13 protein-coding genes are annotated in these 13,553 nt (G+C 51.7%); all 13 read right to left on the bottom strand.

The window, feature by feature from the left end; translation table 11 throughout:
- Positions 1-26 precede the first annotated feature (26 nt).
- The gene (gene fimC, locus SAQUA_RS03600) at positions 27-734 is read right to left on the bottom strand and encodes a type 1 fimbria chaperone FimC (RefSeq protein ID WP_380677910.1); all 708 of its coding nucleotides are present in this window, start codon (positions 732-734) and stop codon (positions 27-29) included.
- Between the two features lie 342 nt (positions 735-1,076).
- Positions 1,077-1,628, bottom strand: coding sequence for a type 1 fimbrial major subunit FimA (gene fimA, locus SAQUA_RS03595; protein ID WP_380677908.1), 552 nt, complete (start codon positions 1,626-1,628; stop codon positions 1,077-1,079).
- A 1,029-nt stretch (positions 1,629-2,657) separates the two neighbouring features.
- On the bottom strand, positions 2,658-3,452 hold the full coding sequence (locus tag SAQUA_RS03590; RefSeq protein WP_380677906.1) for an ABC transporter ATP-binding protein: 795 nt from the start codon (positions 3,450-3,452) through the stop codon (positions 2,658-2,660).
- On the bottom strand, positions 3,449-4,351 hold the full coding sequence (locus SAQUA_RS03585) for an ABC transporter permease (RefSeq protein ID WP_380677904.1): 903 nt from the start codon (positions 4,349-4,351) through the stop codon (positions 3,449-3,451). Before SAQUA_RS03585 ends, SAQUA_RS03590 begins: the two co-directional genes overlap by 4 nt.
- A 77-nt stretch (positions 4,352-4,428) precedes the next feature.
- On the bottom strand, positions 4,429-5,391 hold the full coding sequence (locus tag SAQUA_RS03580) for an ABC transporter substrate-binding protein (RefSeq protein WP_380677902.1): 963 nt from the start codon (positions 5,389-5,391) through the stop codon (positions 4,429-4,431).
- A gap of 618 nt (positions 5,392-6,009) precedes the next feature.
- Positions 6,010-6,981 carry an isoaspartyl peptidase/L-asparaginase family protein gene (locus tag SAQUA_RS03575; protein ID WP_380677900.1) on the bottom strand — a complete coding sequence of 324 codons (972 nt, stop codon included), beginning with the start codon at positions 6,979-6,981 and terminating at the stop codon, positions 6,010-6,012.
- A 58-nt stretch (positions 6,982-7,039) separates the two neighbouring features.
- Positions 7,040-8,008: a peptide ABC transporter ATP-binding protein gene (locus SAQUA_RS03570; RefSeq protein WP_380677898.1), complete on the bottom strand. Its 969-nt coding sequence runs from the start codon at positions 8,006-8,008 to the stop codon at positions 7,040-7,042.
- On the bottom strand, positions 8,005-8,979 hold the full coding sequence (locus SAQUA_RS03565; RefSeq protein WP_380677896.1) for an ABC transporter ATP-binding protein: 975 nt from the start codon (positions 8,977-8,979) through the stop codon (positions 8,005-8,007). Before SAQUA_RS03565 ends, SAQUA_RS03570 begins: the two co-directional genes overlap by 4 nt.
- 9 nt (positions 8,980-8,988) lie before the next feature.
- Entirely contained in the window at positions 8,989-9,918 is a 930-nt protein-coding gene (locus tag SAQUA_RS03560) for an ABC transporter permease subunit (protein WP_380677894.1), read from the bottom strand.
- Positions 9,919-9,930: 12 nt separating this feature from the next.
- Positions 9,931-10,956 carry an ABC transporter permease subunit gene (locus SAQUA_RS03555; RefSeq protein ID WP_380677892.1) on the bottom strand — a complete coding sequence of 342 codons (1,026 nt, stop codon included), beginning with the start codon at positions 10,954-10,956 and terminating at the stop codon, positions 9,931-9,933.
- Between the two features lie 69 nt (positions 10,957-11,025).
- Positions 11,026-11,772, bottom strand: coding sequence for an SDR family NAD(P)-dependent oxidoreductase (locus tag SAQUA_RS03550; RefSeq protein WP_380677890.1), 747 nt, complete (start codon positions 11,770-11,772; stop codon positions 11,026-11,028).
- Complete coding sequence (locus SAQUA_RS03545) at positions 11,769-12,839, bottom strand: ketopantoate reductase family protein (RefSeq protein ID WP_380677888.1); 1,071 nt, start codon at positions 12,837-12,839, stop codon at positions 11,769-11,771. Before SAQUA_RS03545 ends, SAQUA_RS03550 begins: the two co-directional genes overlap by 4 nt.
- Positions 12,836-13,537 carry a creatininase family protein gene (locus SAQUA_RS03540; protein ID WP_380677886.1) on the bottom strand — a complete coding sequence of 234 codons (702 nt, stop codon included), beginning with the start codon at positions 13,535-13,537 and terminating at the stop codon, positions 12,836-12,838. Before SAQUA_RS03540 ends, SAQUA_RS03545 begins: the two co-directional genes overlap by 4 nt.
- Positions 13,538-13,553 lie beyond the last annotated feature (16 nt).

Here is a 13,553-nt window from a genome sequence, read left to right as displayed (position 1 = left end):
ATCTTCCGCTGACAAAGAGCTATCCTTTACTGCGTCACACCATTCTGTACTGGCGTCAGTGCACCGTAATCATTAACGGTCTGGAACGAAATACTGCCGGAAACACCGGCTGGAACCACCGCCTGCGCACTGCCCATTGGCGGGATCATGGTGTTAGCCAACTTCTTGCCACCGACCTTCAGGTTGACCATAGAGACGTAATACGGTGATGGGTTAGTGATATTCAGCTTTCCGCCAGACAGGTTAAACCGCACTTGTTTCAGCGCTTCTTCTGGCTGAATAGGCAGGTTTTCTGGGCGAACAAACAGCTTGATACGCGACAGGATCGCTAACTGAAGTACGTTCTTCCCTTCAATGCTATTTTTATCCACCGAGGGGATAGACTTTACGTTCAACCAGAAAACCGTCTCGCGATCTTTCGGCAATGGCGGCCCGGCGTAAATAATGCGCAACGTATTTTCACTCTTGGGCTCACTGACAAACAGCGGAGGAGTGATGACAAAACTTTTTTCCTTCTGACCATTGGTGTTTTCAACCCAGGAGTTGACCAAATAACGGTTTTTTGCATCCGAATTATTCAGCGCTATCGAGGTCTGCTTGGCCAGGGAGGGGTAAATAACGCGTGTTGCGCCCAGGGAGATGCCACCGGGCCCTTTGGCACTGAAGGCTGCCATTGGCAGCACCATAGCTAAAGACATCGCTATAGCTATGGTACATTTAAAAATTTTATTCATAACAAGGGTTACCATTGTATTTTCTATTAAAACAATAGAGAAAAAAGAAATAAATCGGCGTAGTTCAACCGTTAAGGGGGGTATTTCCGATTTTGGCCATTCCGAAAAAAGCAATGGAAAGTTAGCAGACCAGAGGCGTTTAAAATTGTTCACTACTGCTTATACAACCGGTTAAAACAGTCATCTCTGCTGGATTATAATTACGCCACCCGTCATCTTTAACTCTCTGAGAATGAACAAAAACGCGCAATACTTCCTTATTTCGTCATTGTCTTATCAATGTTAAAGAAACAGCCTCATCCATGAGGCTATAATCATCCATAAATGGCTAATAGTAAGCTATTAGTTGTACTGCATAACGAAGGTAGCGTCAGCATTCGCCTGACCAGCGGTAGTTACAGCAGCAGTTGCTTTGTAACGCGCTACGAATGGCAGGGTGTTGGTGCCATCGATCAGAGTCTGTGCAGCAGAGAAATCAGTACCGTCTGGAGTCAGAGCAACAGAAGTACGGTCCAGAATTTCAATGCCTACGCCAGTTGCAGTAGTAGAGTTGGTTGAAGAAGCAATCGCCAACAGGTCTGGGTTGCCAGCAGTAGCAGTACCAGAGAACGCTACAGAAGCAGTCGTTGAAACAGCGGTATCACAGTCGTTCAGAACGATTTTGAACGGGATGTCAGCAGATACGTCGCCAACAGCAGTGAACGCTGCAGTACGGTACTGGCCCAGTGTAACGATCTGGTCAGCAGATTCGGTGCTTACTGCGCAAGCTGCGTTTACCAGTGAACCCTGGAAGTGAACAACGCCACCAGGTACGGTAACTGGAGCAGCGAAAGCAGCACTGCTTGCCAGAACGAGGGTAGCAACCAGAGAAGAAGCGATTGTATTGAGTTTCATTAAAGCATCCTTAAATTAACGATAATTGAGATAATTAACCAGTCAATCCCTGACTGGAACTATCAAATCCTTTAAATCTTATATAAATTCACCATCAGGAAAATCTATATAAGCCGGTAATAATCATGCATCCTTGAATGATTATTCATGAATATTTTCTTGCAGTGTAAATAATTCTAACTGCAGCAAACACGTAAGGTTACCTATACTCTTAATAGTTCGAGTTGGTAAGCTCGGTTGTTCCCGGCAACATAGGTGACTATGTAATCGGGATAAGCGAACGCATGCAACCTGAAGTATGGCGAGTATAAATCTGCCCGTAGCAGATTTCCCCTACTGCTCACAGCCCCTTAATGGGCGAGACCAAATAAAGCAATTAACTTTATTATGCAAGTTAAAAAAATGATAAATAAAATAATTAATTCGGCGGTCCGTTCCTTGGCATTTCGGATGTCATCCCTTAGCGCTAACAAATGTCAATATTTGTCAGGCTTCTTAGTCTGGAAACATCAACTTCGAATCAAATGCTATTTCCATAGCGATATTTAATTTAGAAATATCCTACAGAACGAACGAGCCTTGCGCAATCCATGAGGTTTTATAAGGATTTAATAATGCCAAATCCACCAAATGAAACAAAAACCTTTAAACAAATTTTTTAAAAAACTTAAAATCCAAAAAAAACTAAAAAACCAGAATATTTCACTCTTTTTATTTTAATGAAAAACTCAGCCATTTATCTCTTTTTTTTAAATTAAAAAGGATAAAAAACTGATAAATCTACTTTTCTCACACAAGTTAGCATGTTAACTAACTGTTATAAAAGAATAAAATGAGTGAAACCGTCGGTTGCTGACCACAGTTCACCTGAGTAGGAAAAATCTAAACAGGGTAGGAAAAATCTAAACAGAGTCTGTAACGCTGACAAGCGTTGGAACGCGGAGTAAAACGTGAGGTTTAACGGAGAGGCCCATAAATAATGGGCCTCATAGCGGTAGATTGTGTAGGATGGCTGCTTAGTTGATAAACTCAGCCTAATAGCAACCCATCATCATCGAGTTTTTCGCCGCGAGTTTTTTCAAACATCTCCAGCAGATCGGTTACCTGCATGTTTGCCCGCTCCTTACCGCAGACATCAAGCACTACACGCCCCTGATGCAACATGACCGTTCGGTGGCCGTGATCCAGCGCCTGACGCATAGAATGTGTGACCATCAACACCGTCAGTTGCTGTTCAGCAACAATACGGTCGGTCAAGGCCAGTACAAAGGCCGCCGTTTTCGGATCGAGTGCGGCAGTATGTTCATCCAGCAACAGCAGACGAGACGGTTGCAGTGATGCCATTAGTAGGCTGACAGCCTGCCGCTGCCCACCGGAGAGCAAGCCCATATGGTCACCTAAACGATTCTCCAGCCCCAGTTCCAGCGTCGCCAGCTTTTCACGAAATAGCTCGCGCTGTTTCCCTTTAACTGCGCGTTTGAACCCCCGGGCCTGGCCGCGCTGTAGCGCCAGCGCCAGGTTCTCCTCAATGCTCAATCCTTCACAGGTACCCGCAAGCGGATCCTGGAATACCCGTGCTACCATGCCAGCACGGCGCCAGGCTGGCATTGAAGTGACGTCCTGATCCCCGATAAACAGCCGACCACGATCCGGCGTAATATCGCCGCTGATAGCATTGAGCAGAGTGGACTTCCCCGCTCCATTGCTACCAATCACCGTCACAAATTGACCGGCTTCAATGCTTAAAGATAGGCCGCGCAATACCGGATTCTCCAGCGGGCTGCCGGGATTAAAAGTTTTAAATAACTGCTCGGCACGCATCATGATGGCTGCCTTCCTTGCTTGCTTCTCAGTTTTTGTTTCAACTTCGGCAATATCAGTGCCAGGGTCACCAGTACGGCGGTGATCAGATTCAGATCCTGTGCCTGTAGGCCGATAAAGTCGGCGTTCAGGGCCAGAGCAATCATCAGACGGTAAACTAATGCGCCAATTAAGGTCGCCAAAGTGATCAAATACAGACTACGAGCAGGTAGCAGCGTCTCACCGATGATCACCGCCGCCAGCCCAACCACGATGGTACCGATCCCCATCGAGATATCCGCACCGCCCTGAGTTTGTACGTACAGAGCCCCCGCCAGCGCGATCAGCGCGTTGGATAGCGCCATGCCAATTACCGTCAACCGACTGGTGGGAATGCCCTGGGCTCGAGACATACGGGGATTCGCGCCAGTGGCACGTAGAGCCAGACCGAGTTCGGATGACAGGAATGCATCCAGCGCCAGCTTAGCCAGCACCACCACAAACAGCAGCAGTATGGGTTGGATCAACCAGGAATTATCTTCAACCTGATTGATGAAAGGCGTGAACACACTAGGCATACCAATCAGCGCAAGGTTAGGCGCACCCATAATTCGTAGGTTGATCGAGTACAGTGCAATCATCACCAGAATACTGGCCAGCAGTTGCAGAATACCCAACCGCACATGCAGCCAGGCGGTCAGACAACCGGCTCCGGCCCCTGCGATAGCGGCCAAACCACATGCCAGCCAGGGATTGTACCCGTTAACAATCATGATTGCGGCAACGGCACCGCCTAAAGGAAAACTACCATCGGCGGTTAAATCGGGAAAGTTGAGCAAGCGAAAAGAAATCAGCACTCCCAGCGCCACCAGCGCAAAGATCAGGCCGATCTCCAAAGCCCCCATAAGGGAAATTAGCGACATGCATACCTCATAAAAAACCTTGGCCCGCCAGAACAGGCGGGCCACAATACAGAAGAAAAACTATTCTACGCAATGTGTTACTTGATCACTTCCTGCGCTGACTGCACCAGTTCGGCAGGCAGGGTTACGCCTTGTTTCTCAGCAGCACCGGGATTCACGCTCAGGCTGAGCTTTTTACCCACCTCTGGTGCGATAGTGCCAGGCTTTTCCCCTGCTAACAGGCGCACGACAACCTTACCGGTTTGCCGGCCCAGATCGTAGTAGCTCATACCCAACGCTGCAGCAGCACCACGTTTGGCAACGCTATTGTCGCCAGCGATCAGCGGGATTTTTGCCTGATTTGCCACACCAACCAATGACTCGTAAGTAGAGATAACATTGTTATCGGTGTTGGTATAGATTACATCGACTTTACCCACCAGGCTCTTCGCCGCCGGGGTAACATCAACGGTGCGTGCTGCCGGTACTTCGACCAGCGTCATGCCACGCTTGGTTAATTCATCTCTCAGCTCTTTAACCACTACCGTCGAGTTGACTTCGCCTGGGCTGAAGATCATGCCAACACGCTTGGCATCCGGTTTAACTTTTAAAATTAGATCTACCTGCGGGCCAATGGCTACGCTGTCAGAAACCCCGGTAACGTTGGTGCCACTCGGTTCCCAGCTTTTGACCAGTTTTGCCGCGACGGGATCGGTTACGGTAGTAAACACCACGGGAATACTCTTGGTGGCGGCAATGACTGACTGAGCCGCTGGGGTGGAGATCGCTACGATAGCATCGGGTTTGTCACCAATAAATTTGCGTGCAATCTGCCCGGCGGTGGCCATATTTCCCTGCGCACTCTGGAATTCAATCTTGACCTTATCCTTGTCATAACCAGCATCTCGAAGCTCATCAATAACCCCATCGCGCGCGGCATTCAGCGCCGGGTGATCAACGATAGAGACGATAGCCACAGATTTCGGTGCAGCCGCATAGCTGCTGACTGAGAATAAGGCCGCTGCAAAGGTGACAAAAATCTTTCGATTATTTAAAAACATAGCGACATCCTTTTAGAGTTATAGTCAGTGCCCCAAATAGAGGTAAATCATCCTAGCACAGTGTTTTACAGCCATCTACGAGCCAACATTCCGTTAACAACCAAAATCAAAAGAAACCCTTTGATCGGCTTACGAAGAATGGTGATGATGCTCACAAATCCGATTTTTTGCTCGGGTAAGGAACGAAACCTAAAACAATGCAATAAGTGAGATGAGCACGAATGTTAAAGCCATTGAAGGTGCCGAACGTAAACGCGAGGGTATATACCCTTCAGACTGCTGACAAAGCTCGTTATTAGGGAGAGCGTGCCGAAGGGGTCGTAACGGCGTAAGCCGTCGGAGCGCCCCTCGGTGCGCTAGGCCCGTGTATCTCGGGCTAAAATCAACCTCGAGGGTATATACCCTTTATACTTCAAGTTGCTTGGGTGTTGGCTGCCCCCTGTCGACCCAGTCACATAGTTATCTATGCTCCTGGGCTCTCCAGTGCTTGCCGCCTACAAGTAACTCGAATTATTTTGGGTATAGGCAAAACCGGCAGGGAAGCAACAGCTCCGTGCGAAAGGTGGGTTAAGCGTAGGTGCAGGGCCCGCCCTTGGGCCATACAATTGCCATTTATGATTACTTAAAAATCGCGGTTACCACATCCTGCTCACCCGCGTAGGCGTAACCACGGTACATTCCTTCACTGTTGAAACAAAGGCTGATATTACCCTGGGCATCAACGGCAATCAGGCCGCCTTCACCACCGATCAGCGGTAGCTTCTCCATCACGACCTTATGGGTGGCCTGCTCAAGGGGCAGGCCCGCGTAGCTCATCAATGCGCAGACATCATAAGCAGTCACCATGCGCATAAACATTTCGCCGGTGCCGGTACAGGAAACGGCGGCGGTGTGGTTATCCGCATAGGTTCCAGCACCAAAAATCGGGCTGTCACCAACGCGACCAACCTGTTTATTGGTCATTCCCCCCGTTGAGGTAGCCGCTGCCAGATTGCCCTGCCTATCGAGCGCTACTGCACCAACGGTGCCGAATTTCTTTTCTTCATTGATCGGTGTGGGCTGTGTGGCCAAGGCTTCGCCACTGTGGTCAAGCGCGGTGCCGCCCTGATGATCTCTCACCCGGTAGAGCTGCTCACGGCGAGCTTCGGTGGAGAAATAGCTGCTGTCTACCCGTTCCAGTTCATGCTGCCGGGCAAAATCCTCTGCACCCTCGCCAATAAACAGCACATGCTCACTCTGTTCCATGACGGCACGGGCGGCTTTGATCGGGTTTTTAATCTGGCTGACGCAAGAAACCGCTCCGGCCTGCAGATCTTCGCCCCGCATGATCGCCGCATCCAATTCATGGGTTTCCGCATGGGTAAATACCGCCCCTTTTCCAGCATTGAATAACGGGCAATCCTCCAGCATGGTCACCGCCAGGGTTACCGCGTCGACGGCACTTCCACCATCAGTGAGAACCTGCTGGCTTGCCAGCAAAATAGCGCGCAAGGCGCTATGGTATTCCTGCTCTTTTTCTGCCGTGACGGCCTGGCGGCTGATGGTTCCAGCGCCGCCATGGATCACAATTACGGGTTTAATGGCTTTCATTGAGTAACCTTAACAAGTTGCTGATTACGGGCCGTTACTGCCAGCGGCCTGCTGCGAATCAATTAATTCTCTCCACATGGTGGCAGGCCACCTGGGTGTTGCCGAAGCTGCGCAACTGCGGCTCGTCATGCTGGCAACGCTCATCGGCAAATGGGCAGCGTTTGTGAAACGCGCAGCCCGAAGGCAGATTCAACGGGCTGGGTAACTCGCCCATGATCTTAATCTTTATTTTGCGATCTTCCGGATGGATGGTCGGCGTCGCCGAAAGCAACGCCTTAGTATAAGGATGCAGCGGCTGCGCATACAGCGTAGCTTTGCTGGCGATCTCAACGGCGCGCCCCAAATACATTACCATGACGTCGTGTGCGACATGTTCCACTACGGAAAGGTTATGAGAAATAAACACATAGGTGGTGTTGAACTCAGCCTGTAGATCCATAAAAAGATTCAGTACCTGCGCCTGGATGGATACGTCGAGCGCGGAGGTGGGTTCATCGGCAATCACAATCTTCGGGTTGAGCATCATGGCGCGCGCAATAGCGATGCGCTGCCGCTGGCCGCCGGAAAACATGTGCGGGTAGCGGTGATAATGTTCCGGGCGCAAGCCCACTTTGGTCATCATCATACGTACCCGCTCCTCACGCTCTTTGGCATTGAGCGCAGTGTTAATCACCAGCGGATCGCTCAGTTGTGTGCCAATCTTGCTACGCGGATTTAACGAAGCGTAGGGATTCTGGAATACCATTTGTACCTTGGCGCGCATCGCTTTGCGCTGTGCACTATTGGCACTCACCACATCCTGCCCGTCCAGGATCAGCGAACCCGAGGTGGGCTGTTCAATCAAGGTTAACTGGCGGGCCAGAGTCGATTTGCCACAGCCAGACTCACCCACTACTGCCAGGGTTTTACCGGTCGCCAATGAAAAACTGACCCCGTTAAGTGCCTTGACGCATTGGGCTTTACTCAAGAAACCTTGGCCCACCTCGTAATGACGTGTCAGATCGGTGGCCTGTAATATTGTTTTCATCGTTGACCCTCGGCACTGAGAGGAAAGTGACACCTGACGGCATAGTGATCCATCGCCCTTAGCGCAGGCCTGACGGTACAGCATTGCTCCCGAACATAGGGGCAGCGGGGTGCCAACAGACAACCCGTTGGCCGATCAAACTGCCCCGGCACGATACCGGGCAAGGTAAACAGCCGTTCAGTTCCCTTACTGTGCTCGGGAATGGATCTCAACAGCGCTTGGGTATAAGGGTGATGCGGGCGGCGGAAAATCTCTGGTACGGTTGATACCTCAGCGATTTGCCCGGCATACATTACTACCGCTTTATGGGCGATCTCAGCCACTACCGCCAGATCGTGAGTGATTAGAATCAACGCCATTCCCTGCGTTTTCTGCAAGTTCAGCAACAGCTCCATCACCTGCGCCTGGATGGTCACATCCAGCGCCGTGGTGGGTTCATCGGCGATCAGTAACTTGGGCTTGCAGGCAATTGCCATAGCGATCATCACCCGCTGGCTCATGCCACCCGATAATTGGTGGGGATAAGCCTCTAAACGGCGCTCGGGATCGGGGATCTCTACCAGCGTCATCAATTCAATAGCACGATCGCGCAGCGCACTGCCCTTAAGGCCATGGTGCAACGTCAACACTTCCATGATTTGCCGCCCTACGGTGTAGCTGGGATTGAGGGATGACATGGGATCCTGGAAAATCATGGAAATGTCTTTACCAATTATTTTGCGGCGCTCACGCGGCGACATCGTCAGCATGTCATTGCCGTTAAATTGCAGAATATCGGCAGAAACCCGCCCCTGTTTTTCCAGTAGACCCATCATGGCCATCATAGTGACCGATTTACCCGAACCGGATTCACCGACGATGCCGACGATCTCCCCTTCTTCGACGGACAGACTCACATTTTCAACGGCACGAAAAGGTTTTTCACGCGCGCCAAACTCCACGGAAAGATTACGAATTTCTAACAGACTCATGTATTCACCTTATCCCGCCTGCTTCAGCCGGGGATCTAATGCGTCGCGCAGACCGTCACCGATCAGATTGATCGAAACCACGGATAACAGGATCGTCAGGCCCGGCATGGTAACGATCCACCAGGCGCGTTCCATATATTCACGTGCTGAAGCCAACATGGTTCCCCATTCAGGCTGCGGTGGCTGAATGCCCAGGCCCAAAAAGCCTAACGCGGCAATTTCCAGGATCGCAGAAGAGAAGCTCATGGTCATATGCACAATCAGCGGTGCCATACAGTTTGGCAGGACGGTGAAAAACATCAGGCGCAAGGTACCCGCGCCACCAACGCGGGCGGCGGTGACATAGTCGCGATGCAGTTCCATCATCACCGAGGAGCGGGTCAGGCGGACATAGCCAGGCAAAGAGGCAATGGCAATAGCGATCATGGCATTAAACAGGCCTGGGCCTAATACCGCCATAATGGCGACGGCCAGCAGCAGAGTCGGCATCGACATCATAATGTCCATCAGGCGCATCACCGCAATGCCGATCACTCGCGGGTAAAACGCCGCCAGCAAGCCAAGAATGGCCCCAGGGATCAGTGCAAACACCACGGCGCAGAAACCGATAAATAGTGACAGACGCCCGCCGTACATCAGGCGAGAGAGAATATCGCGCCCAACTTCGTCGGTGCCTAAAGGAAACGCGGCGCTGCCACCGGCTTGCCACATCGGCGGCTGCATTAAATGATCGCGATACTGAGTAATAGGGTCATAAGGCGCTATCCAAGGGGCGAAAACAGCCGCAATCAGCACCAGTAACATGAAACAGAAGGCGATGGTTGCACCACGGTTCGCAAAAAAACTCTGATAAAACTCTTTAAACGGCGAGGGATAGCGATCCGAGAGATCGTCATTTCCTACCTTTGTACCGAGATTATTTAAAATAGTCTGAGTCATATTCAGGCCCTGTTAAGCGTGGCGAATGCGGGGGTTAACCACACCGTATAAAATATCCACCAGCAGGTTGGTCATAATGACCAGCGTAGCCACCAGCAAGATACCGTTCTGAACTACCTGGTAATCGCGCCGACCAATGGCTTCGATCAGCCATTTACCGATACCTGGCCAGGAGAAGATGGTTTCCGTCATTACTGCGCCACCCAATAGTGAGCTGACGCTCAGTCCGATAATGGTTAACACCGGGATCAGCGCATTACGCAGCGTATGACCAAAGATCACCCGCAGAGGAGATAACCCTTTGGCATAGGCGGTGCGCACATAGTCTTCACGCAGCACTTCCAGCATCGACGAACGCGTCATGCGGGAGACAATCGCCAGCGGCACGGTAGCCAGCACTATCGCCGGTAGGATCAGGTGTTTTAGGGCGTTCAGGAACGCGCCTTGGTTGGCATCGGGATCCTGATATTGCGCGATCAGGGAGTCGATCAACATAAAGCCGCTATGTGGCTCAATATCAAAATCCAGATCGATACGCCCCGAGACCGGTGTCCAGCCCAGTTGCACCGAGAAGAACATGATCAGGATCAGACTCCACCAGAAAATCGGCATGGAAAAGCCAGTCAATGACAGCCCCATTACGCCGTGGTCAAGAATGGAACCCCGCTTTACCGCAGCTAATACACCAATCGGAATACCGACAATAATCGCCAGGATCATCGCTACGGTGGCCAATTCCAACGTGGCGGGAAAAAGCGTTAAAAACTCATGCAGCACGGTTTCATTTGAGGTTAATGAAATGCCTAAATTACCGTGCAGCAGGTCAGCCAGATAATTGAAGTATTGCTGATGCAACGGAAGATCCAGTCCCAGCTTTTTGAGCATTTCGGCATGATAGGCAGGATCCAGGCCGCGCTCGCCCATCATTATTTCCACCGGATCGCCTGGAATAAGGTGAACCAGCATAAAAGTGATCAAGGTGATCCCGATAAAGGTGGGGATCAACATCAGTAAACGCTTGATAATAAATTTAATCATCGAAGTACCTGTATCTTGCCTGGGTACGGCAACAGCGGCGACTTGCCGTACCTGTGAAAGCTGGGCGCGTTACTTGCCACCATCAACCGACAGCGTTTGTCCTGATACCCAGCCCGAATCCGGGGAGGCAAAGAACAACACAGCATTGGCAATATCTTCTACCTTCCCCAAACGACGCATGGCGATTTGGTCAAGAATGGCCTGTTGTTTGGCTTCGCCAAATTTCTGCCACTGACGTTCACTGCTGGGGTTGGAGCGGACAAAACCGGGAGCCACGCTATTGACGGTGATACCGAACGGCCCCAGTTCGTGGCCGAGTTGGCGGGTCAGGCCAATCTGCGCCGCTTTCGCCGCCGCATAGGCCTGTATTCCGGTCAGACTGATGCCAAGCCCTGCCCCGCTGGAGATGTTGATGATCCGGCCATAGTGAGCGGTTTTCATCAATGGCGCGACCGCCTGGGCAAACCAGAAGGCACTATCCACATTGACCTGAAACAGAGCGTGCCACTGCTGCGGCGTCACGGTTTCCAGCGCTTGACCTTCCTGACCGCGAACGCCACCGGCGCAGTTGACTAGCACATTCACCTTACCCACTTCGGCAATAAAGGCTTTGACCTCAGCCTGAACGGTCACATCAACGGTACGTACCTGGATCGCGGTTGCACACTCCTGTTGGGTGATTGCCAGAGTTTCTGCATCAACATCACAGGCCCACACTTGCCCCCCTAAGGCGGCGAAAGACTTGGCAATCGCGCGGCCAATGCCTTGCGCTGCGCCAGTTACAACAATGGTCTGCCCGGTAAAATCTAAATTCATACATCACTCCTGGTGAGCTTGGAATGCAATGCGGCAACCTGGTCGAGATTGGCCCACGTTAGCGGTGCACCCTGTTCAATCTGATGAATACCCGCAATCACTGCCTGCAGCAGCGGTGTAGCAATACCCAACTGCTCAGCCTGGCGTACGATCACCCCGAGCTGTTGATCGACTTCGGTTTTGCGCTTGTGAATGGCTAAATCACGCCAGATGCCGCTGTGGGTTTTGGCCGAGCGCTGGTTGAACGCTACCATCGCGTCCATCGAAGCATGGCTTTCCGCCATGGGAGCATCGCTGCGGAAAGCAGGGGGATGGAAACCATTGAACCCTTCCAACGGGATGCATGCGGCATCCGCAACGGCGCAAACCTCTTTGCCTATGGCAATCAAAACGGCGCGATAATCGGCATGAGCCAACACATCGACAATCGATTCATTGGTCAGGGCGGTACCGAACAGCAGTGCTCCGTACCCTAGTTTTCCCCACAGATAGCTGAAGATACGATCCGTTTGCAGCGCGTTCGGTTCAAATACCTGCATCAGTTGCAGGATATCGGCCAAGCGGTGGGTTAAAGTGCCATTCAGTTCACCCACCACCACCGCACCACGCCCGGCATAGTGAATATGACCAGGTTCCAGGATATCGGCACCAAAGTTGATAAAGCAGCCAATACAGCGCGATTCACCGATGATGTCGGCAATGATCAGCTCATTAAGGCCATTTTGTACCGAGATCACTTCGCCCTGCGGCGCGAGATGCGGTGCCAACGTGCGGCAGGCAACTTCGGTATGTTGTGCTTTGGTGCAGAGGAAAATGCGCGGATACTTTTCCGGGATCGCCTCGCCCTGTGCATTGGTTGAAAAGAGCTGTTCCGGTAACACCGCTTTGGCGTTGACGACAAACTCTTCTATCGGCCCGCTGATGCGTAGTCCATGTTGGTTAATTGCTGCCACATGAGCAGGATTGTTATCCACCAGCAGTACATTCTTACCGGCACGGACCCAATAAGCGGCAAGCGTGCCCCCCATCGCCCCGGCCCCCCAAACGACAATCGGTGAGTCACTCATTGCCAAGGTCCTTCCAGGATGGCGCGGGTTTCCGCTACCGCAATTTGCCACATAGCTTCTTCCACTTCGGCAGGACGCTGATAGTAACCACCGAAGTTGCCGTCCCCCAGATACTCCTTGGCCTCCGCCACATTCATCACGTGGAAACGCTGATAGTCGATGGGTGCTTTACGAGCATCCGGGCAAGGCGCATTAGCTAAACGCGTCCAGGGCAGGTTTTCCATCCAACTGGCGTGGGAAGAGGTCGCATCGACCGAGCGCACGTTGGCCAAGGTGTTTGGTGCATTCCACCAGTTGTAGAAGCGTACTTTGACCTCAGGGTTAGCAAGCATCCACTCCGTCGCCGCGCTGTGGGCAGGCTGGTTACCGCCATGACCATTCACCAACACGATACGTTTGAAACCTGAGCGGGCCAGGCTGTCCAGCAGGTCGTGGATCACTCTGACATAGGTTTCCACTCGCAAAGAGACAGTGCCGGGGAAAGCGGCGAAGTAAGGCGTTACGCCAAACGGAATCGCCGGATAAACCGGAATGCCCAAAGGCTCAGCAGCATCCACCGCCACCTTTTCAGCCAGGATCATATCGACAGCCACGCTTAAATAAGCGTGTTGCTCCACGCTGCCCAATGGCACCACCACACGATCGTCCTGCTGTAAATAAGCTTCGATCTGCATCCAGTTCATGTCTGCAATTTTCATTATCTTCCCTCTGGTT

The sequence above is a fragment of the Serratia aquatilis genome (assembly GCF_044865145.1).
Lineage (GTDB): Bacteria > Pseudomonadota > Gammaproteobacteria > Enterobacterales > Enterobacteriaceae > Chania > Chania aquatilis.
This window is presented reverse-complemented; position numbering and strand designations above follow the sequence as displayed.